Below are 25,576 nucleotides of genomic sequence, written 5' to 3' on the forward strand. Positions count from 1 at the left end.
GGCATGACGCTGGACGTGGCGTGGGCGGTGGCGTGGGTGCGAGCGAGCGCCGCGACGGTCGCCGAGCATCGCGACGAGCTGGTCGAGCTCGACCGTCAGATCGGCGACGGCGACCACGGCGAGAACCTCAACCGCGGCTTCAAGGCCGTCGTCGCCAAGCTCGACGCGCTGCCCGAGCAGCCCGCCCAGATCGGCGACGTCCTCAAGCTCGTCGCGACGACGCTCATGTCCACGGTCGGCGGCGCGGCGGGACCGTTGTACGGCACCGCGTTCCTGCGGGCCGCGCGGGCGACCGACGTGACCGAGCTCGACAGCGGCGGTGTCGTCGCGCTGCTCGAGGCCGCGCTCGAGGGGATCGTCGCGCGCGGCAAGGCGACGACGGGAGAGAAGACGATGGTCGACGCGTGGACGCCCGCCACGGAGGCGGCGGTCGCGGCCGCGGACCAGGGTGCGGCGCCCCCGGAGGTGCTCGCGGCGGCGGCGCAGGCGGCCGCCGACGGTGCGCAGGCGACGATCCCCCTGGTCGCGACCAAGGGGCGCGCCAGCTATCTGGGCGAGCGCTCGGCGGGTCACCTCGACCCGGGCGCCCGCTCGACCGAGCTGCTGCTCGCGGCCGCCGCCGGCGCCGCCCAGGCAGCGGCGTGACGGGCGAGCGCGCGACCGCCCGGGTCGCGCTCGTGCTCGTGTCGCACTCGCGCGGGCTCGCGGAGGGTGCCGTCGAGCTCGCCGGGCAGATGGCGCCGGGCGTGCTGCTGCTCGCGGCCGGGGGCGGTCCCGACGGTGGGCTTGGCACGAGCTACGACCTGGTCGAGGCGGCGCTGGGCGAGGCCACGGGCGACGGTCGGTCGGCGGTCGTCCTGACCGACCTCGGCTCGGCGGTCCTGACCGCGGAGTCGGTGCTCGAGCTCGCGGAGCCGGACGTCGCCGAGCGCGTGCGGCTCGCGGACGCGCCGTTCGTCGAGGGAGCCGTCGCAGCCGCGGTCGCAGCGCACGGGGGAGCGGACCTCGCCGCGGTCGTGGCCGCGGCCGAGCACGCAGGGACGACCTTCGCGGCGGTGCCCCCGGGCGAGCCCGCGACCTCCGCCGCCTCGGGGGCCGAGGTCGCCCGCGGCGCGGCGGTCCTGCGCAACCCTCTGGGGCTGCACGCGCGCCCGGCGGCGATCGTCGCGCGCATGATCGCCGGCTACGACGCGCGCGTCCGCGTCAACGGCGTCGACGCGGCGAGCGTGCTGCAGCTCATGAAGCTCGGGGCCGTCCAGGGGCAGGAGATCGTGGTCGAGGCCGAGGGCTCGCAGGCCGTGGAGGCGCGGGACGCGTTGCTCGCGGCGGTGGAGAGCGGCTTCGGCGAGGTCTGACGCGCCGCTGGGGGAGCCGGGCGCCCATGGGCCAGGTGAGCGACGGCACAAGAACTGCATGGACTGCAAAGTTGCAGAGGATGTAATGTTGCATCCCATGCAGGAAGTCGACGCCACGCCCGGGCTCGGCGACCCCGTCGACCCCGCGGACACGCGGCCGGTCGACGAGTCGGCGCCCAGCATCGTCGAACTCGTCGGCGCGCTCGGGCTGCGCGAGCGCAAGAAGCGCGCGCGCCGCGACCAGCTGATCGACGCCACCCACCGCCTCGTCGACCGCGACGGTCTCGACGCCGTCACGGTGGAGGCGATCTGCGAGGCCGCGGGCGTCTCCGTCCGCACGTTCTTCAACTACTTCGAGACGAAGGACGACGCGGTCCTCGGGCACGCGACGTACCCGATCGACCCGGTCGTCGAGGACGAGTTCGCGTCCGGCGGTCCGACCGGACACCTCGTGACCGACCTCGAGCACCTCGTCGGCTCGCTGCTCGACGCCGCGCCGCCCGGGCGGGCGCGCCTCGCGAAGGGCCTCGCCATCGCCGCGCAGGAGCCCCGGCTGCTCGCCCGGCACCTGGCCTGGCTCGACAAGCACAAGGGCAACCTCATGGCGCTCGTCGCCCGACGCCTCGGCGACGACCCCGTCCACTCGCCCGACACGGTCGCCTCGCTCGCGCTCTTCCTCACGCACGCGACGTTCGTCCGCTGGGAGTCCGGCGGCAGCGAGGGCGAGATCCGCGACCACCTGCACACCGTCGTCGGGGAGCTGCGCGCGCTGCTCGCCGACTGACCGTCCCGATCTGCTCGCCGCCCACGGTGAGCCCGGGCGCCCGCGCGCGCCCGCACGACCACGCCATCCCGTCCCCTGAGAAGCAAGGAACACCATGGCCACCGCCACCGTCCCCGACGTGGGAGCGAGCGACAAGCCGCTCGTCGTCCTCACGCCCCGCACCGTCTGGCTCATCTTCGGCGCCCTCATGGCGAGCATGTTCCTGTCGTCGCTCGACCAGTCGATCGTCGGCACCGCGATGCCGACGATCGTCGGCGAGCTCGACGGCGTCGAGCACCAGGGCTGGGTCGTGACGGCCTACATCCTGGCCATCGCGATCGTCATGCCGCTGTACGGCAAGTTCGGCGACATCTGGGGCCGGCGCTGGCCGTTCCTCGTCGCGATCGCGCTGTTCACCGCGGGCTCCGCGGTCGCCGGCTTCGCCGCGTCGTTCGGCTGGCTGGTCGTCGGCCGCGGCATCCAGGGCCTCGGCGGCGGTGGCCTCATGATCCTGTCGCAGGCGATCATCGCCGACATCGTGCCCGCCAAGGAGCGCGGCAAGTACATGGGTCCGATGGGGGCGCTCTTCGGCATCGCGGCCGTCGTCGGCCCGCTGCTCGGCGGCCTGTTCACCGAGCACGCCGACTGGCGCTGGTGCTTCTGGATCAACATCCCCGTCGGCATCGCCGCGTTCGCGGTCGCGTGGGTGGCCCTCAAGCTCCCGTCGCACCGGTCGGGCCGTCGCATCGACGTCGCGGGCATCCTCTTCGTCGTGCTCGGCACGTCCGGCCTGGTGCTCGCCACGAGCTGGGAGAGCTGGAGCGGCCAGCGCGGCTACGACTGGTCCGACCCGGGCCTGCTCGCGCTCGTCGTCGGCACGCTGCTGTCGATCGGTCTCTTCATCCTCGCGGAGCTCAAGGCGTCCGACCCGCTGCTGCCGCTGCGCCTGTTCCGCAACCGCACGTTCACGATCGCCACGGCCATCGGGTTCATCCTCGGCATGGGCATGTTCTCGGCGCTCGCGTTCCTGCCGACGTTCCTGCAGATGTCGACCGGCGTCGGCGTCACGCAGTCCGGCTACCTGCTGCTGCCGATGATGGCGGGCGTCATGCTCACCGCGATCGGCTCCGGCATCGCGATCACCAAGACGGGCCGCTACAAGATCTTCCCGGTCGCGGGCCTCGCCATCACGACCGTCGGCATGGTGTGGCTGACCCGCATCACGGGCGACATGTCGATGTGGCTGTTCGGCGCCATGATCTTCACGCTCGGCGCCGGGATGGGCCTCGTCATGCAGACGATCGTCCTGGCCGTGCAGAACGCGGTCGACCCGCACGAGCTCGGCACCGCGACGTCGGCGAACAACTTCTTCCGGGAGATCGGTGCGGCCGTGGGCGTCGCGGTCTTCTCGACGATGTTCACGAGCCGGCTCGTCGAGCAGGTCACCGAGGTGTTCGCGGGCGTGCCCGCGGGCACGGGCGGCGAGACGTCGGGTCTCACGCCCGACCTCGTGCAGCAGCTGCCCGAGCCGTTCAAGTCCGGTGTCATCGACGCCTACGCGAGCAGCCTGTCGTCGTCGTTCTGGTACTTCATCCCGCTCGTCGTCGTCGGCTTCGTGCTCGCGCTGTTCCTCCGCGAGGTGAAGCTGTCCGACGTCGCCGGCATGGTCGCGCGCGGCGAGGCGGTCGCGGCCGACGACGTGCGTGCGGGCCGCACCGACGCCGACGCGGCGGTCGACGGCGCGGTCGTCGTCGACGAGCTCTCGGCCCCCGCGCACGACGACGACACGGCACCCTCCGCGGGTGACCGGGCCGTCGACGGCGACGCCGTGGGTGCCCGGTAACCTGACGCGATGAGCTCGACCGACCCGCAGGCCGTGCGCCGCAAGCGCCCCGCGAAGCCGCAGTTCACCCAGACGATGCTCATCCTCGAGGCCTTCGTGGTGTTCTTCGCGACGCTCGTGGCGTACGGCCTGCGGGTCGCCGACACCACCACCGTGTGGTGGGTCGGCGGCTCCCTCACGGTCGTGCTGATCGTGCTCGCCGGCTGGGTCGGCCGCCCCGGCGGCTACGTCGCCGGGTCGGTCGCGCAGGTCGTCGTCCTGGCCTGCGGGTTCGTCGTCCCGATGATGTTCGTCGTCGGCGCGGTGTTCGCCGCGCTGTGGGTCTTCTCGCTGCGCGTCGGCGGCCGCATCGACCGCGAGCGCGCCGAGTGGGACGCCGCGCACCCCGGCATGGTCGGACCCTGAGGCGTTCACGGACACGTCACCGGGCCGTCGATCCGCCCCCGTTAGGGTGACGCCCATGACAGACATGCAGCGCACCCTGGTCCTCGTCAAGCCCGACGGAGTCCGCCGGGGTCTGGTGGGGGAGATCCTGCGTCGCATCGAGGCGAAGGGCTACACGCTCGTCGCCGTCGAGCTCCGCGAGGCCGACGAGGCCCTGCTCGCGGAGCACTACGCCGAGCACGCCGGCAAGCCGTTCCTCGAGCCGCTCGTCGAGTTCATGCGGTCGGGCCCGGTGCTGGCCGCGGTCGTCGAGGGGCATCGCGTCATCGAGGGCTTCCGCTCGCTCGCGGGCGCGACCGACCCGACGGTGGCGGCCCCCGGCACGATCCGCGGCGACCTGTCCCGCGACTGGGGCCTCAAGGTGATCCAGAACCTCGTGCACGGCTCGGACGGCGAGGAGTCGGCGGCGCGCGAGATCGCGCTGTGGTTCCCCTCGCTCTGACGACGGCGACGACGGCACGGCACCAGCAGCAGCACTGACTCCGACGGCGGGCGGCCGGCGGACGCGGCCAGCGTCCCCGACCGCCCGCCGTCCACGTCCTAGGCTTCCCCCGTGCACCTCAAGACCCTCACCCTGCGGGGGTTCAAGTCGTTCGCCTCGGCGACGACGCTGAGCTTCGAGCCGGGCGTCACCTGCGTCGTCGGCCCGAACGGGTCGGGCAAGTCGAACGTCGTCGACGCGCTCGCGTGGGTCATGGGGGAGCAGGGCGCCAAGTCGCTGCGCGGCGGGAAGATGGAGGACGTCATCTTCGCCGGCACCGCGGGCCGCCCGCCGCTCGGCCGCGCCGAGGTCGCGCTGACCATCGACAACACCGACGGCGCGCTGCCGATCGAGTACACCGAGGTCACGATCTCCCGGACGCTGTTCCGCAGCGGCGGGTCCGAGTACGCGATCAACGGGCAGGGCTGCCGGCTGCTCGACATCCAGGAGCTGCTGTCCGACTCCGGGCTGGGCCGCGAGATGCACGTCATCGTCGGGCAGGGCCAGCTCGACGCGGTGCTGCGCGCGACGCCCGAGGAGCGCCGCGGGTTCATCGAGGAGGCCGCGGGCGTCCTCAAGCACCGCAAGCGCAAGGAGAAGGCGCTCCGCAAGCTCGACGCGATGCAGGCCAACCTCACGCGGCTCGGCGACCTCACCGGCGAGATCCGTCGCCAGCTCGGACCCCTCGGCCGGCAGGCCGAGGTCGCGCGCAAGGCCGCCGTCGTGCAGGCCGACCTGCGTGACGCACGTGCGCGCCTGCTCGCGGACGACCTCGCGCAGCTCAGCGCGACGCTCGAGCAGGAGATCGCGGACGAGTCCGCGCTGCTCGCGCGCCGCGCGGAGGTCGAGCAGTCGCTCGCCGCCGCACGGGACGGCCTGGCGGCGCTCGAGCGGGAGGCCGCCGAGGCGACGCCGCACCTCACCGAGGTCACCGAGGTCTGGTACCGCCTGTCGTCGCTGCGCGAACGGCTGCGGGGCACGGCGTCGCTCGCGGCGGACCGCGTCCGGCTGCTCGGCAGCGCCGGGTCGGAGCGCACGGGCGGGCAGGACCCCGACGACCTCGCCGCCCAGGCGGAGCGCGTCCGGGCCGCGGAGGCCGAGCTCGCCGCCGAGGTGGACCTGGCACGGGTCGCGCTCGAGGCCGCCGTGACGGCCCGTCAGGAGGCCGAGCAGGCCGCGACGGCCGCGGAGAAGGAGCTCGCGACCGCGCTGCGTGGCGCTGCCGACCGGCGCGAGGGCGTCGCGCGGCTCGCCGGGCAGGTCGCGGCCCGCCGCAGCCGCGTCGAGGCGACGCAGGCGGAGATCGGGCGCCTGCACGAGACGCTGGCCGCGGCGCGCGAGCGCGAGGCCGCCGCCTCGACGGAGTTCGTCGCGCTCGAGTCCGAGGTCGCGGGCGTGGAGGCCGGCGAGGAGGGGCTCGACGCGGCGCACGAGGCCGCCACCGAGGCGCTCGACGTCGCGACCGAACGGCTCACCGACCTGCAGCAGCGGCTGTCGGAGGCCGAGCGCGAGCACGGTGCACTGGTCGCACGTGCCGAGACGCTCGAGCTGAGCCTCACACGCAAGGACGGTGCGGGCGCGCTGCTCGCCGCCGACGGGCTCACCGGCACGGTCGGGTCGGTCGCGGCGCTGCTCGCGGTCGACGCGCGCGACGAGGAGGCCGTCGTGGCCGCCCTGGGCGCGCTCGCGGACGGCGTCGCGGTCGAGTCGGTCGACGCCGCCGTGGACGCGCTGCGCTGGCTGCGCACCGAGGACGCGGGTCGCGCGACGCTCCTGGTCGCTGGCGCCCCCGATGTGCGACCGGTCCCGGACCTGCCGCCCGGCGCCGACCGGGCGGTCGACCTCGTCACGGCCCCGTCGCACGTCCAGGCGACGGTGCGCGCGCTGCTCGCCGACGTCGTCGTCGTGGACGACCTCGCGACGGCCCGGGCGCTCGTCGCCCAGCACCCGCACCTCGTCGTCGCGACCCGCGCGGGCGACGTCCTGTCCCGCCACCGCGCGTCGGGCGGGTCGGCGACCGCGCCGAGCGCGCTGCACCTGCAGGCCGCGCTCGACCAGGCCCGGTCCGGCGCAGCCGAGGCGACGGCCACCGCCGAGCGCCTGCGGTTCGAGATCGCCGCCGCGACCGCCGAGCAGCAGCGGGCCCGCGACGAGCACGACCGCACGCTCGCCCGCCTCAACGAGTCCGACGCCGCCCTCGCCGCGGTCGCGGAGCAGCTCGGCCAGCTCGGGTCCGCCGTCCGCGCCGCGCGTGCCGAGGCCGACCGCGTCGAGGCGTCGCTCACGGCCGCCTCCGCGACCCTGGAGTCCGACGCCGCCGAGCTCGCCGACCTCACCGCACGCCTCGCGGTCGCCGAGGACGAGCCCGTCGACACCGAGGCGACCATCGCCGAGGCGACCGAGCGCCGCGACTCCCTGGCCGGCCTCGCGACGGGCGCCCGCTCGCGGGAGACCGAGGCTCGCCTGACGCTGCGGACGAGCGAGGAGCGCGCGCGGGCCCTGTCGGGGCGCGCCGCGTCGCTCGAACGCGCGGCCGAGGCCGAGCGTGCCGCCCGCCAGAAGGCCGCCGAGCGTGAGCGGGTGCGGGCGCGGCAGGCGGCGGCCGCCGTCGCGGTCGGGCAGGGAGCAGCCCACGCGCTCGCCGCGATCGAGGGCTCGCTGCGGCAGGCGTCGACCGAGCGCGAGGCCGCGGAGGCCGCCCGCACCGAGCGCGAGCAGCAGCTGTCGGCGACGCGCGCCCGGGTCGACGAGCTCGCGCGCGAGCTCGCGCAGCTCACCGACGCCGCGCACCGCGACGAGGTCGCCCGCACGCAGCAGCGGCTGCGCATCGAGCAGCTGCAGAACCGGTCGGTCGAGGAGCTCGGGCTGGACCCGCAGGTGCTGCTCGACGAGTTCGGCCCGCACCGCGACGTGCCCGTCGTGCTGCCGCCCGGCACCGAGCCTGACCCCGACGCGCCGACCGCGGTGCCGTTCGTGCGCGAGCAGCAGGAGAAGCGCCTCAAGGCGGCGGAGCGTGCGCTGTCGTTGCTCGGGCGCGTCAACCCGCTCGCGCTCGAGGAGTTCGCCGCGCTCGAGGAGCGGCACAAGTTCCTCACCGACCAGCTCGCCGACCTCAGGAAGTCGCGCGCCGACCTGCTGGAGATCGTCAGGGAGATCGACGAGCGCGTCGAGCAGGTGTTCGCCGAGGCGTACCGCGACACGGCCGCGGCGTTCGACGTCGTCTTCCCGCGCCTGTTCCCGGGCGGCGAGGGGCGCCTGGTGCTGACGGACCCGGACGACATGCTCACCACGGGCATCGAGGTCGAGGCGCGCCCCGCGGGCAAGAAGGTCAAGCGCCTGTCGCTGCTGTCGGGCGGCGAGCGGTCCCTGACCGCCGTCGCGCTGCTCGTCGCGATCTTCAAGGCGCGGCCGTCGCCGTTCTACGTCATGGACGAGGTCGAGGCGGCACTCGACGACGCCAACCTCGGCCGCCTGCTCGACATCTTCCGCGAGCTGCAGGAGGACTCGCAGCTCATCGTCGTGACGCACCAGAAGCGCACGATGGAGATCGCGGACGCGCTCTACGGCGTGACGATGCGCGGCGACGGCGTCACGACGGTCGTGAGCCAGCGCATGCGCGAGGACGTCGCCGTCTGAGCCTGGATCCGGGCGACCGGGACGAGCCGGACGGCGCGTGTGGAGATCGTGTGAGGGCTGCCCGCCGCGCGGGTGACGTCGCGCGCGTCGCGTCCGTGCGGCGCGGAGGATGGACCCGTGGCTGTGCTCGTCGGGATCCTCGTGTCGCTCCTCGTCGCCTTCGCCGTGCTGATCCTCGCCGGCGTCGCGGCGGGCTCCGGCGCGCCCGGGGAGGACCGCACCGGACCGTGGCGCGCGTTCCGCGCGGGCTGGGCGGCACGCAAGCACCCCGACGCCGACCAGACCGCCGCCGCGGCCGCCGCCTCCGTGCGCCCCGTCGACGTGTCCCTCGACGAGTTCCTGCGCGCGACCGCCGACGAGGGCGACCCGTACCTGCAGGTCGACGACCTCGCCGACACGCTGCAGCGGGCCAGCCGCAAGGCCGCGCGCGCCCTGCCGCGCCAGCGCGGCGCCTGACCGCAGGAGCCCCCTGACCCGACCGGTCCACCCCGTGTGGGCCAGGTCGCACCGACGCGTCGGGCGAACGGCTCGCGCGCACGCCCGCCGCCCAGGGAGACTGTGCGCGTGGACCAGGACACCCTCAACACCCTCCTCGCCGTCGGCATCCCGACGGTCGTCGTCGTCACCGTCGGCACGCTGCTCGTCACGCTGCGCCGCGGCCGCGGCGGCACCACGACGCAGGACGTCCCGCCGCCCGTGCCGGCGCCCGAGGCCCCCTTCGGGGACCCGCAGGCGCCCGCCGCGACCCCCGTCCCGGTCGACACGCCCACGGGGACGGCCCCACCGGAGGCCGCGCCGGACGACGTCGCGGAGCTCGACCGGCCGCCCGTCCTGGAGGTCCCGGCGCCGGTCGCGGGACGCCTGACCCGTCTGCGCGACCGCCTGTCCCGGTCCGGCTCGCCGCTCGGCGCGCGCCTGCTGCAGGTCCTGTCGCGCGACCACCTCACCGAGGACGACTGGGACGAGCTCGAGGAGACGCTGCTCCTCGCCGACGTCGGCGCGGGCCCGACCACGGAGATCGTCGACGCGCTGCGCACGCGCGTCCGTGTCGAGGGCCTGCGCGAGCCCGGCCAGGTGCGCGCCGTGCTGCGCGACCAGCTGCTCGCGATCGTCGACCCGACGCTCGACCGCTCGCTGCACACCGACCCCGGGACGACGGCCGAGGGCGCGGCCGTGCCCGCCGTCGTGCTCGTCGTCGGTGTCAACGGCACGGGCAAGACCACGACCGTGGGCAAGCTCGCGCGTGTCCTGGTCGCCGAGGGGCGCACCGTCGTGCTCGGCGCGGCCGACACGTTCCGCGCCGCGGCCGCCGACCAGCTCGAGACGTGGGGGTCGCGCGTCGGCGTGCGGACCGTGCGGTCGGACAAGGACGGCGCCGACCCGGCGTCGGTCGCGTTCGACGCCGTGCGGACCGGCAAGACGGAGGCGGTCGACGTCGTGCTCGTCGACACCGCGGGCCGCCTGCAGAACAAGGCGGGCCTCATGGACGAGCTCGGCAAGATCACGCGCGTCCTCACGCGCGAGGCTCCGCTGGCCGAGGTGCTCCTGGTCCTCGATGCCACGACCGGCCAGAACGGCCTCAACCAGGCCCGCGTGTTCGCCGAGGTCGCGGGCGTCACGGGCATCGTCCTCACCAAGCTCGACGGCACCGCGAAGGGCGGCATCGTGGTCGCGGTGCAGCGCGAGCTGGGCGTCCCGGTCAAGCTCGTCGGCCTCGGCGAGGGCCCCGACGACCTCGCGCCGTTCGACCCCGAGGCGTTCGTGGACGGCCTGCTCGCGCAGTAGCCGACGCAGCGACGGTGGGCGGTCGCTGCTGGACGGTCGCCCACCACGAAACCGAACGTTTACCCGCGGGTGAGCGTTGTCACACCGCTGTAACACCGCCAGCGCATCGCCGAAATCGTCCTGGCCGACCTTTGGTACCGGACCAGCCACCCCCGGCTGGCGACGGGAGAGGCGATTTCGATGTTCGAACTCGACAGCGGGAACACCGCGTTCATGATCCTCGCCGCGTCTCTGGTGCTGCTGATGACGCCCGCCCTGGCGTTCTTCTACGGCGGCATGGTGCGCGGCAAGAGCGTCCTCAACATGATGATGATGAGCTTCGGTGCCCTCGGCATCGTCTCGTTCATCTGGGTCCTGTACGGCTACTCGGCCACGTTCGGCGGGGACTACGGCGGCTTCGTCGGCAACCCGTTCGAGTACTTCGGCCTGCAGGGCGCCACCGACGAGCAGAGCCTCATGGCCGCCACGGGCGTGCCGTTCCTCGTCGCCGCCGGCTTCCAGCTCACCTTCGCGGTCATCACCGTCGCGCTGATCTCCGGCGCGATCGCGGACCGCTTCAAGTTCAACACCTGGCTCGTCTTCGCCGCGATCTGGGTCACGGTCGTCTACATCCCGCTCGCCCACATGGTCTGGGGCGGCGGCCTGCTCGGCGGCGGCTGGTTCCTCGCCGGCTCGCTCCCCACGCCGATCGACTTCGCCGGTGGGACCGTGGTCCACATCAACGCCGGCATCGCGGGCCTCGTCCTCGCGATCGTCACGGGCAAGCGCCGCGGCTTCGGCCGCGAGCCCATGCGGCCGCACAACCTGCCGTTCGTCATGCTGGGCGCCGCGCTCCTGTGGTTCGGCTGGTTTGGCTTCAACGCGGGCTCGGAGTTCGCCGCCGACGGCACCGCGGGCCGCGCCTGGATCAACACGACGGTCGCCACCGCGGTCGCGATGCTCGCCTGGCTCGCCACGGAGAAGGTCCGCGACGGCCACGCCACCTCGCTCGGTGCCGCGTCCGGCGTCGTCGCGGGTCTCGTCGCGATCACCCCGGCCGCCGCGGCCGTCGACACGTGGGGTGCGATCGGCATCGGTGTCGTCGCCGGCATCCTCTGCGCCCTCGCGGTCGGCCTCAAGTACCGGTTCGGCTACGACGACTCGCTCGACGTGGTCGGTGTCCACCTCGTCGGTGGCCTCGTCGGCACGGTCCTCATCGGGTTCTTCGCGACCGACGCGAACGCGACCTGGTACGCGGACGGCGCCGAGAACGGCCTGTTCTACGGTGGTGGCGTCGGGCAGCTCGCCACGCAGATCATCGTCGCCCTGTGCGCGGTGCTGTTCAGCGGTCTGGCCACGCTCGTCATCGCCCTCATCCTCAAGGCCACCATCGGCCTGCGGGCGACGGAGGAGGACGAGGTCGGCGGTCTCGATCTCGCCACGCACGGCGAGACGGCGTACGAGTCCCTGGGCGCGGGCGCCCGGGTCGTGACGGAGGTGAAGTGATGACGAAGCTCGTGACGGCGGTCATCCAGCCGCACCGGCTGGACGACGTGAAGTCGGCCCTCGAGGCGGCAGGTGTCCGGGGTCTGACGGTGAGCGAGGCCAGCGGCTACGGCCGTCAGCGCGGGCACACCGAGGTCTACCGCGGTGCGGAGTACACCGTGGACCTCGTGCCGAAGGTCAAGATCGACGTGCTGGTCGCCGACGCGGACGCCGCGAGCGTCACCGAGGTGATCGTGCGCGCCGCGCAGACCGGCAAGATCGGCGACGGCAAGGTCTGGGTCGTGCCGGTCGAGGACGTGGCTCGCGTCCGTACCGGTGAGCACGGCGACGACGCCCTCTGAGCAGGACGGTCCCGCACAGCACATGACGCAGAACCGGCCGCCCGCGGGGGGCGCGGCCGAGCACGAGTCGCCGGAGGTCCCGCACCCGCTCGTCGGGGTGCGGGACCTCCGCGTCGAGCGGCTCGACCTCGCCGCCCGCCTCACGGGTCCCACCGCCGACGGGGTCGCGCGCCGCGCGGCCGTGGTCGACCTCGTCCGGCACCGCCTCGCCGAGCTCTGGCACCAGGCGACGGACGGCCAGGAGGTCAACGGCATCGCGCTCGGCGCCGTCGGCAGCATCGGCCGCGGCGACGCGAGCCCCGTGAGCGACCTCGACCTGCTGCTCGTGCACGAGGGTCGCGGGCACTCGCCCGAGCAGCTCGCCGAGCTCGCGCAGCGCCTGTGGTACCCGATCTGGGACGCGGGGCTCGACCTCGACCACTCGGTCCGCTCGCTCGCGCAGTGCCGTCAGGTCGCGTCGAAGGACCTCCCGGCGGCGGTCGGCCTGCTCGACCTGCAGCCGGTCGCGGGCGACGCCGTCGTGATCGCGCGCGCCAAGTCCGCGCTGCTCGAGGACTGGCGGTCCGCGGCCCGCCGGCGTCTGCCCGAGCTGCTGGCCTCGACCCGGCAGCGCGCCGAGCAGCACGGCGAGCTCGCGTACCGCATCGAGCCCGAGCTCAAGGAGGCCCGCGGCGGCATCCGCGACGCGGTCGTGCTGAGCGCGCTCGCCGCGACGTGGCTCACCGACCGCCCGCACGGCGCGGTCGACCACGCGTACGCCCACCTGCTCGACGTGCGTGACGCCGTCCAGGTCGCGACGCGCCGACACACCAACCGGCTGCTGCTCGCCGACCAGGACGAGGTCGCCGCGCTGGTCGGCTTCGACGACCGCGACGACCTGCTCGCGAGCATCGCCGAGGCGGGCCGCGTCATCTCGTACGCCCTCGACACGACGGCGCGCAACGCGCGTCAGGCCCTCCAGCGGCCCGCCCGCAAGCCCGTGCTCGTGCGCGGTCGACGCACGCCGCCGCGGCTGCGGCCCATCGCCGAGGACCTCGTCGAGCACGACGGCGAGATCGTCCTCGCGGTCGACGCCCGTCCGGCCGAGGACCCGCTGCTCTCGCTGCGCGCCGCCGCGACCGCCGCCCGCACGGGTCTCGCGCTGTCGCCCGTGACGGTCGCGAGCCTCACGGCCACGCCGCCGCTGCCGACGCCGTGGCCGAAGGCGGCGCGGGCGTACTTCGTCCAGCTGCTCGCGTCCGAGCACGCGCAGGTCCCGATCTGGGAGGCGCTCGACCTGGCCGGCGTGGTGACGACGTGGATCCCGGAGTGGGCGGGCGTGCGCAACCGGCCGCAGCGCTCGCCCGTGCACCGGCACACCGTCGACCGGCACCTCGTCGAGACCGTCGCGCGCGCGGGCCACGCACGCCGCGACCTCGCGCTCGGCGACACGCTGCTGCTCGCCGCGGTGCTGCACGACATCGGCAAGCGCGCGGGGGCGGGCGACCACTCGGTCGAGGGTGCGCGCCTCGCGGCACCGATCGTGCAGCGCATGGGCTTCGACGACCAGGTCGCGAGCGACGTCGCCCGCCTCGTGCGCGAGCACCTCACGCTCGTCGACCTCGCCACGACGGCCGACCCGGACGACCCCGCGACGGTCGACCGCCTCCTCGACGCGGTCGACCACCGCGCGGACCTGCTCGCGGTGCTGCGCGCGCTGACCGAGGCCGACGCGTCCGCGGCGGGCCCGGCGGCGTGGAGCGCGTGGCGCGGCACGCTCGTCGACGACCTCGTCGCGCGGGCCGGCCGGCGCCTGGCGGGTACCCTGGGACGTCCGTGATCCCCGAAGCGTGAGGACCGCCCGGTGTTCGCCACCCTGTCCGACCGACTGACGTCGACCTTCAAGAACCTGCGCACCAAGGGCCGTCTGTCCGAGGCGGACATCGACGCCACGGTGCGCGAGATCCGCCGCGCGCTGCTCGACGCGGACGTCGCCGTGCCGGTCGTGCGCTCCTTCACGGGTGCGGTGCGCGAGCGCGCGCTGTCGGCCGAGGTCTCGCAGGCGCTCAACCCGGCGCAGCAGGTCGTCAAGATCGTCAACGACGAGCTCGTGTCGATCCTCGGCGGCCAGAACCGCCCGCTCGCGTACGCCAAGCGTCCGCCGACCGTGATCCTCCTCGCCGGCCTGCAGGGTGCGGGCAAGACGACGCTCGCGGGCAAGCTCGCGCTGCACCTCAAGAACCAGGGCCACACGCCGCTGCTCGTCGCCGCGGACCTGCAGCGCCCCAACGCGGTCACGCAGCTCCAGGTCGTGGGGGAGCGTGCGGGCGTGCCGGTATACGCGCCGCACCCCGGCAACCAGGGCTCCGACGACTACCTGCCCGCCGGTGCCGACCCCGTGTCCGTGGCCCGTCAGGGCCTCGAGACCGCGCGCACCCGGCAGCACGACGTGCTCATCGTCGACACCGCGGGTCGCCTCGGCGTCGACGCCGACCTCATGCAGCAGGCCTCCGACATCCGCGACGCGGTCGAGCCCGACGAGATCCTCTTCGTCATCGACGCGATGATCGGCCAGGACGCGGTCACGACCGCGCAGGCCTTCGCGGACGGCGTCGGGTTCACGGGCGTCGTGCTGTCCAAGCTCGACGGCGACGCGCGCGGTGGTGCCGCGCTGTCGGTCGCGTCGGTCACGGGCCGCCCGATCCTGTTCGCGTCCACGGGCGAGAAGCTCACGGACTTCGAGGTCTTCCACCCCGACCGCATGGCGTCGCGCATCCTCGACATGGGTGACGTGCTGACGCTCATCGAGCAGGCCGAGAAGGCGTTCGACGCCGAGCAGGCCGAGAAGATGGCGGGCAAGCTCGTCAGCGGCGAGGACTTCACGCTCGAGGACTTCCTCGTGCAGATGCAGCAGCTGCGCAAGATGGGCCCGCTCAAGAACATGTTCGGGATGCTCCCCGGCATGGGCCAGATGCGGGAGGCCCTCGACAGCTTCGACGAGCGCGAGGTCGACCGCATCGAGGCGATCATCCGCTCGATGACCCCCGCCGAGCGGCAGAACCCGAAGATCATCAACGGCTCGCGCCGCGCCCGTATCGCGCGCGGCTCGGGCACCACGCCGACCGACATCAACCAGCTCGTCGAGCGGTTCGACGGTGCGCAGAAGATGATGCGCCAGATGGCCAAGGGCGGTGGCATGCCGGGCATGCCAGGCATGGGCAACCTGCCGGGCATGGGCGGCAAGAAGTCCCGCGGCCGGACCGCCGCGCCCGCGCGCAAGGTCAAGGGCAAGTCGGGGAACCCCGCGAAGCGCGCCGCTCAGGAGCGCGCCGCGCTCGAGCGCGGCCCGGCGACGCCGGCGGCGAGCGGCTCGGCGTTCGGGCTCGGCGGCCAGCAGCCCGCGCAGCAGGACGTCGACCCGGCGAACCTGCAGCTCCCCGCCGGGCTGGACCGCTTCCTCGGGCGCTGACGCCATGACGGCCGGCGAGGTGCTGCACCTGCGCGGGACCGTCGTGCTCGACGACGACCGCGAGGTCGGCGAAGCGTGGGTCGTCGGCGGGCGCATCACGTTCTCGCGTCCCGCCGCATCGCCGACCGCGGTGCTCGACGGCTGGGTGCTGCCGGGCCTGGTCGACGTGCACTGCCACATCGGGCTCGCGTCCGACGGCCCCGTCGACGACGGCACGGCCGAGAAGCAGGCGCTCGCCGACCGCGACGCGGGCGTCCTGCTGGTGCGAGACGCGGGCTCGCCCGCCGACACCGGCTGGGTGCACGCGCGTGACGACCTCCCGCGCCTGATCCGCGCCGGCCGCCACCTCGCCCGCCCCAAGAGGTACCTGCGCCACTACGGGCGTGAGCTCGCGACCGTCGAGGAGCTGCCCGGAGCCGTCCGTGAGGAGGCCACGCGCGGCGACGGCTGGGTCAAGCTCGTCGCCGACTGGATCGACCGCGACCTCGGCCCCGCCGGCGACCTGCGGCCGCTCTGGCCCCGCGACGTGCTGGCGGACGCCGTCGCCGCCGCGCACGACGCCGGCGCACGCGTCACCGCCCACACGTTCGCGACCGAGTCGCTCGACGACCTGCTCGACGCGGGCGTGGACTGCCTCGAGCACGCGACGGGCGCGTCCTCGGACCACATCGACCGGATCGCCGCCGCCGGCATCCCGGTCACGGCGACGCTCCTGCAGGTCGCGCAGTTCCCCGCCATCGCCGCGCAGGGCGAGGCGCGGTACCCGCTGTTCGCCGCGCGGATGCGGGCCATGGGGGAGCGGCGGTACGACCACGTGCGCGACCTGCACGACGCGGGCGTGCGGGTGCTCGTCGGCACCGACGCGGGCGGCACCATCGGGCACGGCCGGATCGCCGACGAGGCCGCCGAGATGGCACGCGCCGGCATCCCCGCGCGGGACGTGGTCGCGGCGGCGAGCTGGCGGACCCGCGCGTGGCTGGGCGTCGACGGCCTGAGCGAGGGCGCGTCGGCGGACCTGGTCGTCTACACGGCCGACCCCCGGGACGACGTCGCCGTGCTGGCGGACCCGGCCGCGGTCGTCCTGCGCGGGCACCGCGTGCGCTGACCGGCGTGGACGCCGACGACGGCGCGACGGGCGGCCGGTCGGACGGCCGTGGTCGGACCCGTCGGGCCGGCTTGGGAGGACGCCGCGTCGTCTGGCACAATGGTCGGCTGTACCCGATGGCTGCAGCCCCTCTACCTGCCTCCGTCGTGTCCTCGGCCGGACGGTGCGCCCACCCCACGGGCAGCGCCTCGAGGCCACCCCAGCAGATCCAGGAGAAGACCACACCGTGGCCACGAAGATCCGTCTCAAGCGTCTCGGCAAGATCCGGGCGCCGTACTACCGCATCGTCGTCGCGGACTCGCGCACCAAGCGCGACGGCCGCGTCATCGAGGAGATCGGCAAGTACCACCCGACCGAGGAGCCCTCGTTCATCGAGATCACCTCGGACCGCGCGCAGTACTGGCTCGGTGTCGGCGCGCAGCCGACCGAGCAGGTCCTCGCGCTCCTCAAGGTCACCGGCGACTGGCAGAAGTTCAAGGGCCTGCCGGGCGCGGAGGGCACCCTCAAGACCAAGGGCGAGAAGGTCGACCCGAAGGCCGCGATCGAGGCCGCCGCCGCCGACGCCGAGAAGGTCAAGGCGACGGCGTCGGAGAAGAAGGCCGCCGCTGCGGAGGCCCCGGCCGACGAGGCGCCCGCCGCCGAGGACGAGCAGGCCTGATGCTCGCCGACGCGCTCGAGCACCTGGTGCGCGGGATCGTCGACCACCCGGACGACGTGCGCGTGAGCGCCTCGTCCCTGCGGCGCGGCGAGCTCCTCGAGGTCCGGGTCCACCCGGACGACCTCGGACGCGTCATCGGTCGCGGCGGACGCACCGCCCGCGCGCTGCGCACCGTCGTCGGGGCGCTGTCCCCGGACGGTGCGGTGCGCGTCGACGTCGTGGACGTCGACCGCCGCTGACCCGCCCCCGGGCACGCCGCCGCGGCGGCCGCCCGACGGCTCGACAGGCCCGGTCCCCTAGCCTGGGGACCGGGCCTGTGCCGTGCCTGCCCCCGTCGCCGCCCGCGTGGCGCGGGGCGCCCGATCCACGCCGTACCCCTCGGAGGAAACCCATGCTGCTGACCGTCGCGCGGATCGGACGTGCGCACGGCCTGCGCGGCGAGGTCGCACTCGACCTGCGCACGGACGCACCCGAGGACCGGCTCGCCGCCGGTGCGGTGCTCGCCACGGACCCCGCGTCGGCGGGGCCGCTGACCGTCGTCCGCACGCGCGTGCAGCAGGGTCGCTGGTACGTGACGTTCGCCGAGGCCGGCGACCGGACGGCCGCCGAGGCGCTGACCGGGGTGACGCTCGTCGTCGACGCGGACGACTCCGACGACGACGAGGACGCGTGGTACCCCCACGAGCTCGCGGGCCTGCGGGCGGAGCACGTCGACGGCCGGGTCCTCGGCGAGGTCGTCGGGCTCGAGCACGCGCCGGCACACGACGTCCTGGTGGTCCGGGAGGCCGACGGCGCCCGCACGCTCGTGCCGTTCGTGCGGGCGATCGTGCCGGTGGTCGACGTCGCCGGCGGTCGCGTCGTGCTCGACCCGCCCGGCGGGCTGCTCGCGTCGGACGCGGCGAACCTGGTCGTGTCCGACGAGACGCGCGGCGGCGGCGTCGCAGGGACGCGCGACGGCGCGGACGACGAGGCCTGACGTGCGCGTCGACGTCGTCACGATCTTCCCCGACTACCTCGCGCCGCTGGACCTCTCGCTCGTCGGCAAGGCGCGGACCGCGGGTCTGCTGGACCTGCGCGTGCACGACCTGCGCGACTGGACCTCGGACCGCCACCGCACGGTCGACGACACGCCGTTCGGCGGTGGCGCCGGCATGGTGATGCGGCCCGACGTGTGGGGGAGGGCGCTCGACGACCTGCTCGACGACGGCTCGCACCTGCTCCTGCCGACCCCCTCGGGCGCGCGCTTCACGCAGCGGACCGCGGAGCGGCTCGCGACCGAGGCGCACCTCGTCGTCGCGTGCGGGCGGTACGAGGGCATCGACGCGCGCGTGGCCGAGCACTACGCGACCCGGCCGGGCGTGACGGTCAGCGAGTTCTCCCTCGGTGACTACGTGCTCAACGGCGGCGAGGTCGCGGCGCTCGTGCTCGTCGAGGCGGTCGCCCGGCTGCTGCCGGGTGTCGTCGGGAACCCCGAGTCGCTCGTCGAGGAGTCGCACGGCGCCGCCGGTCTGCTGGAGTACCCCGTCTACACGAAGCCGCCGACCTGGGCCGACCTCGACGTGCCCGACGTGCTGCTGTCCGGCCATCACGGCCGGATCGCGCGCTGGCGTCGTGATCAGGCGCTCGTGCGCACGGCCGCGCGACGTCCCGACCTGCTCGACGCGCTCGCCCCCGAGCAGCTCGACGCGCACGACCGCGCGACGCTGGAGGCGGCGGGGTGGCCGCCCGGTGCGGCGGAGCCGCAGGTGACGACGCCCGCGACGACCGACGGGCCGTCGCCCGGCGACGGCTGACGCGATTACCGCGGGCGGGCGTCGCTGTGGCAGACTTGTCCGCTGGTGCGCGCAGGTCGCGTCTCTGCCACAGGGGAGACGGCCCACGGCCAGCCGGGAACCGCCGATCGCTCGGCCCCGGACGCACCGGAACCAGACCATCGCAGGCGCCCGCCCCTCGCGGCCGGGGCGCCCACGAGAACGTTCCTGACCTGTGGCAGGGCGGGGAAGCGACACACATGCACACGCTCGACCAGCTCGACGCAGCCTCGCTGCGCACCGACGTCCCGGACTTCCGCCCCGGTGACACCGTCAAGGTCAACGTCAAGGTCGTCGAGGGCAACCGCTCGCGGGTCCAGGCGTTCCAGGGCGTCGTCATCGCCCGCCAGGGCGCCGGCGTCCGTGAGACCTTCACGGTCCGCAAGATCAGCTTCCAGGTCGGCGTCGAGCGCACCTTCCCGGTGCACTCCCCGTCGCTCGAGTCGATCGAGGTCGTCACCCGCGGTGACGTCCGTCGCGCGAAGCTGTACTACCTGCGTGGCCTGCGCGGCAAGAAGGCCAAGATCAAGGAGAAGCGCGAGACCGCGCCGTCGAAGGGCTGAGTCCTCTCGACGCTCCACGACGGGCGGCCACCCTCCGGGGTGGCCGCCCGTCGGCGTCTCCACCGAGCCCTCACAGGCGGGTCACAGGAGCGCCGTGACCGTGTCGTGGTCAGGTACACGAACGGCGCTGAGGCGTGCGAGAGTGTGCGGGTGATCGACCGCCCGGCCGAGGGAGTCCACGAGCCCCGGCGCACCCCCTGGCCCCGTGAGGGCCTCGTGCCCCCGTCGACCGACCCGTCCGCGCCGGGTGACGACGCCCTCGACGGACGTCGTGCCCGCCGGAACCGGCACGCGGCGAAGCGCCAGCGCAACGGCGCGCTGTCCATGCTCCGCGAGACCGTCATCATCCTCGTGAGCGCGCTCGCGCTCTCGCTCGTCGTCAAGACGTTCCTCATCCAGGCGTTCTTCATCCCGAGCCCGTCGATGCACGACACGCTCATCGAGGACGACCGCATCCTCGTGAGCAAGCTGACCCCCGGTCCGTTCGACCTGCGGCGCGGCGACATCGTCGTGTTCAAGGACCCAGGGGGCTGGCTCAACGGGTCCGAGGAGGTCGCGCCGACCGGCGTGAACAAGGTCGTCCGCGACGTGCTCACCTTCATCGGGCTGTACCCGCAGGACGCGGGGGAGCACCTCGTCAAGCGCGTCATCGGGCTGCCGGGCGACCACGTCGTGTGCGACGAGGCGTGCGTCGCCGGAGGTCCGCTCACCGTCAACGGGGTCGCGATCGACGAGCCGTACGTCGCGCCCGGGGCGATCCCGAGCGACGTCCCGTTCGACATCACGGTCCCGACCGAGTCGCTGTGGGTCATGGGGGACAACCGGCAGCGTTCGCTCGACTCGCGCTACAACATGGGTGACCCGGGCGGCGGCTCGGTGCCGATCAAGAACGTCGTCGGCGTCGCGTTCGTGACCGTCTGGCCGCTCGACCGGGCCGGGTTGCTGCGCAACCCGTCGGCCACCTTCGAGGACGTCCCGGACCCGTCGTGACCGCCGAGCTCGTCACAGCCCCACGGGCCGCGCGGGCCGCCAAGCCGCGCAGCGGACCGCACCTGCGCCACGAGCGGGTGCTCCTGCGCGAGGGCGCGCGCCTCGTCGCCGGCATGGACGAGGTCGGGCGCGGGTCGCTCGCCGGGCCGGTGAGCGTCGGTGTCGTCGTCGTGGACGCGTCGACCCGCTCGGCCCCACGTGGTGTGGCCGACTCCAAGCTCCTGACGCCCCTCGCCCGCACCGCGCTGCTCCCCTCCCTGCGACGGTGGGGTCTCGCGCGTGCCGTCGGGCACGCGAGCGCCGCCGAGATCGACGCCGTCGGGATCATCGCCGCGTTGCGGCTCGCCGGGACCCGTGCGCTCGCGCAGGTGCGGACCCAGGTCGGCCCCGTCGACGTCGTGCTCCTCGACGGCTCGCACGACTGGCTGTCCGGCCCGACGCAGCAGGACCTGTTCGCCGCCGTCGAGCCCGAGGAACCGCCCGCGTCGCGGGTGCTGACCCGGGTGAAGGCCGACCGGTCGTGCGCGACCGTCGCGGCGGCGTCCGTCCTGGCCAAGTGCGAGCGTGACGCGATGATGGTCGAGCTCGCCGCGACGCACCCGGACTACCGCTGGGACGAGAACAAGGGGTACTCCTCGCCCGACCACCTCGAGGCGCTCCGGACGCTCGGCCCCTGCGTCCTGCACCGGCGCTCGTGGCGGCTGCCGTCCGCGCAGGAGGGCGTCCTGGGCGACGAGGTCGCCGACCTCGAGCCGCTCGTGCCGCTCGACGCGTTCGGGCTCCCGGACGCCGCTCGGACGCTGCCGGGCGATCCGGACTGACCCGGACGAGCGGGGCTCGCCGCGGGTCGCGATGGCGTCCGTCCGGCGGGCATGGGGGATGATGGTCGCGTGAGCGCCGAGGACCTGGAGAACTACGAGACCGACATGGAGCTCGCGCTGTACCGCGAGTACCGGGACGTCGTGGGTCTCTTCTCGTACGTGGTCGAGACCGAGCGCCGGTTCTACCTGGCGAATCACGTGGACCTGCAGGTGAGGTCCGCCGCGGGTGAGGTCTACTTCGAGCTGAGCCTCGCCGACGCGTGGGTGTGGGACGTCTACCGGTCCGCGCGCTTCGTGAAGTCGGTGCGCGTCGTCACGTTCAAGGACGTCAACGTCGAGGAGCTCGCGAAGACCGAGCTCGACCTCGGGGGCGGCACCGCCTTCCCGCGCTGATCCACGGACTGCCGCGCGCTGCCGCGGCGGTCACCGGTCCTCGCCCTGAGTGCACGAGCCGTCCACAGCCCGCCGTCCGGGGCGTCCGTCCACCGGCGCGGTTCGGCGTCGCCGACCGCGCGCGGCGGTGACGCCAGGCTGCCTGCGGAGGTGGTCCGGTGCGGGCGAAGGACGCGGTGGGACGGTACGGCGAGGACGTGGCGGCAGCGCACGTGCGCGAGCGCGGCTGGGAGGTCCTCGACCGGAACTGGCGGTGCGGCGACGGCGAGCTCGACCTCGTGGCGCTCGACGGCACGGAGCTCGTCGTGGTCGAGGTCAAGACACGGAGGTCGACCGCCTACGGCTCGCCCGCGGAGGCGGTGACGGCACGCAAGCTCGCACGGGTCCGCCGTCTCGCTGCGCGCTGGCTCGCCGCGCACGACGTGCGTCCCGCCTCGGTCCGCGTGGACGTGGTGTGCGTCCTCGTGCGGGCGCGTGGTGCGGCTGAGGTCGAGCACCTCGTGGGGGTGGTCTGAGTGACGCTCGGCCGCACGTCCGCGGTCGCGCTCGTCGGGCTGGCGGCGCACGTCGTCGACGTCGAGGCGCACCTCGCGCCGTCGCTGCCGGCGTTCACCCTCGTCGGCCTGCCCGACGCGTCGCTCGCCGAGGCGCGTGACCGCGTCCGCGCCGCGGTGACGTCGAGCGGCCTCGCGTGGCCCAACCGGCGCATCACGGTCAACCTCTCGCCCGCGACGCTGCCGAAGTCCGGCTCCGCGTTCGACCTGGCGATCGCCGTCGCGACGCTCGCGGGCGCCGGGCTCGTCGACGCCGACCGCGTGCACGGCGTGGTTCACGTCGGGGAGCTCGGACTCGACGGGCGCCTGCGTCCCGTGCGGGGGGTGCTGCCCGCGGTGGCCGCAGCCGTCGCCGCCGGTCATCCCCGCGTCGTGGTCCCGACCGGGAACGTCGCCGAGGCGCGGCTCGTCCCCGGTGCGCAGGTGGTGGGCGCGACGACGCTCGCCGAGGTCGCCGCCCGGTACGGAGCCGACGTCGAGGTGCCCGACCTGCCGCCCGTCGACGGCCTCGTCGTCGCCGGCGACCGGCTCCCGCGACGGCTCGACCTCGCGGACGTCCTCGGCCAGGAGGACGCCCGCCACGCCCTCGAGGTCGCGGCCGCCGGCGGGCACCACCTGCTCATGGTCGGTCCGCCCGGCACGGGCAAGACGATGCTGGCGTCGCGACTGCCCGGTCTGCTGCCGGACCTCGACGAGCATGCGGCCGTCGAGGTCACGTCGGTGCACTCGATCGCGGGCACGTTCGACCCGGGCGCCGGGCTGCTCACGCGGCCGCCCTTCGAGGACCCGCACCACACCGCGACCCCGGCCAGCGTCGTGGGCGGCGGCTCCGGTGTCCCGCGGCCCGGCGCCGCGTCGCGCGCCCACCGCGGCGTCCTCTTCCTCGACGAGGCGCCGGAGTTCACCACCGCGGTCCTGCAGACGCTCCGGCAACCGCTCGAGCACGGCGAGCTCGTCCTGCACCGAGCCGCCGGTGCCGCGCGCTACCCGGCGCGCTTCCAGCTCGTGCTCGCCGCCAACCCGTGCCCGTGCGGGCGCGCCGTGGGCAAGGGCCTCGACTGCACGTGCCGGAGCGAGCAGCGACGCCGGTACTTCTCGAGGCTCTCGGGTCCGCTCCTCGACCGCGTGGACCTGCAGGTGGAGCTCTCGCCGACCCGACCGGGTGGGACCGCAGGGGACCCGACGGCAGTCGTCGCACGACGCGTGGCCGCCGCGCGCGCCGCGCAGGCGGACCGTCTGGTCGGGACGCCGTGGCGGACCAACGCGGAGGTCCCCGGATCCTGGCTCCGTGAGCGGCTCAGGGGCGACCGCACTGTCGTCGCCGACCTCGACCGCGCCGTCGAGCGCGGCACGCTGAGCCTGCGCGGTGTCGACCGCGTCCTGCGCGTGGCCTGGACGCTCGCGGACCTGGACGGCCGCGGCACACCGGCACGCGACGACGTCGGGCGTGCGTTGCTGCTGCGGACCCGGGGTCACGGCGCATGAGGGCCGCAGCCGACGAGCGACGGGCGAGGGCGGCGTGGAGCGCGCTCGTCGAGCCGGGCGACGCCGTCGCCGCAGCTCTCGTCGCGACGCTCGGTCCGGCCGAGGCCTGGGCGCGGGTCGAGCACGCGCTGCACGAGCACACCGACGTCCGCCGGGGCGCCGATGCCGTGCTCGCGGACGGCGGGTGCGCACCGGCCGCGGGACACCAGCTCGCGCTCGATCTGCAGGGAGTCTCGTGCGGCGGGGACGACGCCGGCCGGGACGAGCGCGGCCCGGGGCGGGACCGCCTGGCCCGTGCGCTGGCGCGGTGGGCACCGCGAGCCGCCACGCTCGAGGTCGTCCAACGGCTCGACGCGCTCGCCGAGCTCGGCGGCACGTTCGTCGTGCCGGGCGACGCCGGCTGGCCGCACGCGATCGACGCGCTCGGCCCGGCGGCACCCTTCGGGCTCTGGGTGCGGGGCGACGCGGACCTGGCGACGGCGGGCGCGCGGAGCGTCGCAGTGGTCGGCGCGCGCGCCGCGACGACGTACGGCGAACGCGTCGCCCACGACCTCGCAGCGGTGCTCGCGGACCGTGGCGTCACGGTCGTCTCGGGCGGTGCGTTCGGGATCGACGCCGCCGCGCACCGCGGCGCGCTCGCGCGGTCGGGTCGGACGGTCGTCATGCTCGCGGGCGGGGTCGACCGCGCGTACCCGCGGGGCAACGCGCGGCTGCTCGACGCCGTGCTCGCCGACGGTGGCGCGATCGTCTCGGAGGTGCCGGTCGGGTCGGTGCCGACGCGCGTGCGCTTCCTGCAGCGCAACCGGCTGATCGCCGGGCTCGGCAGCGCGACCGTCGTCGTCGAGGCGGCATGGCGATCCGGCGCGATCAGCACCGCGTACCACGCCGCGGGCCTCCTGCGACCGGTGGGTGTCGTGCCGGGGCCGGTCACCTCCGTCGCGTCCGCCGGCTGCCACCGGCTGCTGCGTTCGGGCGTCGCGGTCTGCGTCACCGACGCCGCGGAGGTGCTCGAGCTCGCAGGTCTCGACGGCCCGGCGCCCGACCCGCAGGACCTGCCCGCCGCTCCGGGGGACGGCCTGCCGCAGCACGTCCGACGCGTGCTGGACGCCACGACCTGGCGACACCCCCTCGAGCCCATCGCGCTCGCGGCGTCCGCGGGGGTCAGCGTCGCGGACACGCGGGGAGCGCTCGGTCTCCTCGAGCTCGACGGCCTCGTCCGCCGCGAGGGGTCCGGGTGGGTGAGAGCCCGAACCTGAGGCACCGAGCGCATGGACCGGAAGCCACAACGATGCGCGGAGGGCGGAGGGCGGAGCCCGCGGCGGCCGCCCTGGCGGGCCGGCCGCAGGAGGGGGGGGCCCGTGTCGCGTGGGAGGGGGAGCGGGCCGAGGGGGGCGCGGGCGTGCGGTAGGCGGCGAGCAGGTGGCCCTGGGGGGGGGAAGGAGGGGCGGCGGGCGCGGCGGAGGACGTCTGACGGGGGTACCGGGGGTGGGCGGTGAGGAGGGGACGCAGGCCGCGGGTCGCGCGGGCGGGGGCGGCGGCGGCGCGGCGGACGTCGCGCGGGGCGCCGTCGCCGACCCCGGCGACGCCCAGGCGCGGGGGCCGCCCGGCCCAGGGG

The 25,576-nt window shown here is 74.8% G+C and carries 25 protein-coding genes; all 25 read left to right on the forward strand.

The features are described from left to right. Positions 1-3 precede the first annotated feature (3 nt). The 25 genes from dhaL to dprA all read left to right on the forward strand — a co-directional run bounded on the left by dhaL (position 4) and on the right by dprA (position 25,217). A complete protein-coding gene (gene dhaL, locus OMK64_RS08410; protein ID WP_272727630.1) occupies positions 4-645 on the forward strand; it encodes a dihydroxyacetone kinase subunit DhaL in 642 nt (213 codons plus the stop codon). Then, a complete protein-coding gene (gene dhaM / locus OMK64_RS08415; protein WP_272727631.1) occupies positions 642-1,355 on the forward strand; it encodes a dihydroxyacetone kinase phosphoryl donor subunit DhaM in 714 nt (237 codons plus the stop codon). The genes dhaL and dhaM overlap by 4 nt, the downstream gene beginning before the upstream one ends. A gap of 97 nt (positions 1,356-1,452) precedes the next feature. Beyond that, a complete protein-coding gene (locus OMK64_RS08420; protein WP_272727632.1) occupies positions 1,453-2,139 on the forward strand; it encodes a TetR/AcrR family transcriptional regulator in 687 nt (228 codons plus the stop codon). A gap of 94 nt (positions 2,140-2,233) precedes the next feature. Further along, positions 2,234-3,961 carry an MDR family MFS transporter gene (locus OMK64_RS08425; protein ID WP_272727633.1) on the forward strand — a complete coding sequence of 576 codons (1,728 nt, stop codon included), beginning with the start codon at positions 2,234-2,236 and terminating at the stop codon, positions 3,959-3,961. A 9-nt stretch (positions 3,962-3,970) separates the two neighbouring features. Continuing rightward, positions 3,971-4,366, forward strand: a complete 396-nt coding sequence (locus OMK64_RS08430; protein ID WP_272727634.1) for a DUF4233 domain-containing protein — start codon at positions 3,971-3,973, stop codon at positions 4,364-4,366. Between the two features lie 55 nt (positions 4,367-4,421). Continuing rightward, entirely contained in the window at positions 4,422-4,847 is a 426-nt protein-coding gene (gene ndk, locus OMK64_RS08435; RefSeq protein ID WP_272727635.1) for a nucleoside-diphosphate kinase, read from the forward strand. Positions 4,848-4,958: 111 nt separating this feature from the next. Further along, positions 4,959-8,522: a chromosome segregation protein SMC gene (gene smc, locus OMK64_RS08440; RefSeq protein WP_272727636.1), complete on the forward strand. Its 3,564-nt coding sequence runs from the start codon at positions 4,959-4,961 to the stop codon at positions 8,520-8,522. Positions 8,523-8,639: 117 nt separating this feature from the next. Continuing rightward, positions 8,640-8,978, forward strand: coding sequence for a hypothetical protein (locus OMK64_RS08445; RefSeq protein WP_272727637.1), 339 nt, complete (start codon positions 8,640-8,642; stop codon positions 8,976-8,978). 108 nt (positions 8,979-9,086) lie between these two features. After that, positions 9,087-10,307, forward strand: coding sequence for a signal recognition particle-docking protein FtsY (gene ftsY, locus OMK64_RS08450; RefSeq protein WP_272727638.1), 1,221 nt, complete (start codon positions 9,087-9,089; stop codon positions 10,305-10,307). Positions 10,308-10,487: 180 nt separating this feature from the next. Next, positions 10,488-11,792, forward strand: a complete 1,305-nt coding sequence (locus OMK64_RS08455; protein ID WP_272727639.1) for an ammonium transporter — start codon at positions 10,488-10,490, stop codon at positions 11,790-11,792. Next, entirely contained in the window at positions 11,792-12,133 is a 342-nt protein-coding gene (locus tag OMK64_RS08460; RefSeq protein WP_124343010.1) for a P-II family nitrogen regulator, read from the forward strand. The genes OMK64_RS08455 and OMK64_RS08460 overlap by 1 nt, the downstream gene beginning before the upstream one ends. 22 nt (positions 12,134-12,155) lie before the next feature. Beyond that, the gene (locus OMK64_RS08465; protein WP_272727640.1) at positions 12,156-13,952 is read left to right on the forward strand and encodes a [protein-PII] uridylyltransferase; all 1,797 of its coding nucleotides are present in this window, start codon (positions 12,156-12,158) and stop codon (positions 13,950-13,952) included. Positions 13,953-13,976: 24 nt separating this feature from the next. Next, the gene (gene ffh, locus OMK64_RS08470) at positions 13,977-15,581 is read left to right on the forward strand and encodes a signal recognition particle protein (protein ID WP_272727641.1); all 1,605 of its coding nucleotides are present in this window, start codon (positions 13,977-13,979) and stop codon (positions 15,579-15,581) included. Positions 15,582-15,585: 4 nt separating this feature from the next. Further along, positions 15,586-16,686 (forward strand): amidohydrolase family protein, encoded by a 1,101-nt coding sequence (locus OMK64_RS08475; protein ID WP_272727642.1) that lies wholly within the window; start codon positions 15,586-15,588, stop codon positions 16,684-16,686. A 226-nt stretch (positions 16,687-16,912) separates the two neighbouring features. Beyond that, complete coding sequence (gene rpsP, locus OMK64_RS08480; protein WP_168680785.1) at positions 16,913-17,344, forward strand: 30S ribosomal protein S16; 432 nt, start codon at positions 16,913-16,915, stop codon at positions 17,342-17,344. Then, on the forward strand, positions 17,344-17,583 hold the full coding sequence (locus tag OMK64_RS08485; protein WP_124343926.1) for an RNA-binding protein: 240 nt from the start codon (positions 17,344-17,346) through the stop codon (positions 17,581-17,583). Before rpsP ends, OMK64_RS08485 begins: the two co-directional genes overlap by 1 nt. A 152-nt stretch (positions 17,584-17,735) precedes the next feature. Then, the gene (gene rimM / locus OMK64_RS08490; protein WP_272727643.1) at positions 17,736-18,320 is read left to right on the forward strand and encodes a ribosome maturation factor RimM; all 585 of its coding nucleotides are present in this window, start codon (positions 17,736-17,738) and stop codon (positions 18,318-18,320) included. Position 18,321: 1 nt separating this feature from the next. Next, positions 18,322-19,137 (forward strand): tRNA (guanosine(37)-N1)-methyltransferase TrmD, encoded by an 816-nt coding sequence (gene trmD / locus OMK64_RS08495; RefSeq protein ID WP_272727644.1) that lies wholly within the window; start codon positions 18,322-18,324, stop codon positions 19,135-19,137. Positions 19,138-19,355: 218 nt separating this feature from the next. Continuing rightward, a complete protein-coding gene (rplS, locus tag OMK64_RS08500) occupies positions 19,356-19,718 on the forward strand; it encodes a 50S ribosomal protein L19 (RefSeq protein ID WP_272727645.1) in 363 nt (120 codons plus the stop codon). A 150-nt stretch (positions 19,719-19,868) separates the two neighbouring features. Continuing rightward, a complete protein-coding gene (lepB, locus tag OMK64_RS08505) occupies positions 19,869-20,708 on the forward strand; it encodes a signal peptidase I (protein WP_272727646.1) in 840 nt (279 codons plus the stop codon). After that, entirely contained in the window at positions 20,705-21,529 is an 825-nt protein-coding gene (gene rnhB, locus OMK64_RS08510; RefSeq protein ID WP_272727647.1) for a ribonuclease HII, read from the forward strand. Before lepB ends, rnhB begins: the two co-directional genes overlap by 4 nt. A 69-nt stretch (positions 21,530-21,598) precedes the next feature. Then, positions 21,599-21,922 (forward strand): DUF2469 domain-containing protein, encoded by a 324-nt coding sequence (locus OMK64_RS08515; protein WP_124343921.1) that lies wholly within the window; start codon positions 21,599-21,601, stop codon positions 21,920-21,922. A gap of 158 nt (positions 21,923-22,080) precedes the next feature. Further along, positions 22,081-22,437, forward strand: a complete 357-nt coding sequence (locus OMK64_RS08520) for a YraN family protein (RefSeq protein ID WP_272727648.1) — start codon at positions 22,081-22,083, stop codon at positions 22,435-22,437. After that, positions 22,438-23,961, forward strand: a complete 1,524-nt coding sequence (locus tag OMK64_RS08525) for a YifB family Mg chelatase-like AAA ATPase (protein ID WP_272727649.1) — start codon at positions 22,438-22,440, stop codon at positions 23,959-23,961. Further along, entirely contained in the window at positions 23,958-25,217 is a 1,260-nt protein-coding gene (gene dprA, locus OMK64_RS08530) for a DNA-processing protein DprA (protein WP_272727650.1), read from the forward strand. The genes OMK64_RS08525 and dprA overlap by 4 nt, the downstream gene beginning before the upstream one ends. The last annotated feature ends 359 nt before the right edge of the window (positions 25,218-25,576 follow it).

The organism is Cellulomonas fimi (assembly GCF_028527925.1).
In the GTDB taxonomy this organism is placed as follows: Bacteria; Actinomycetota; Actinomycetes; order Actinomycetales; family Cellulomonadaceae; genus Cellulomonas; species Cellulomonas fimi_C.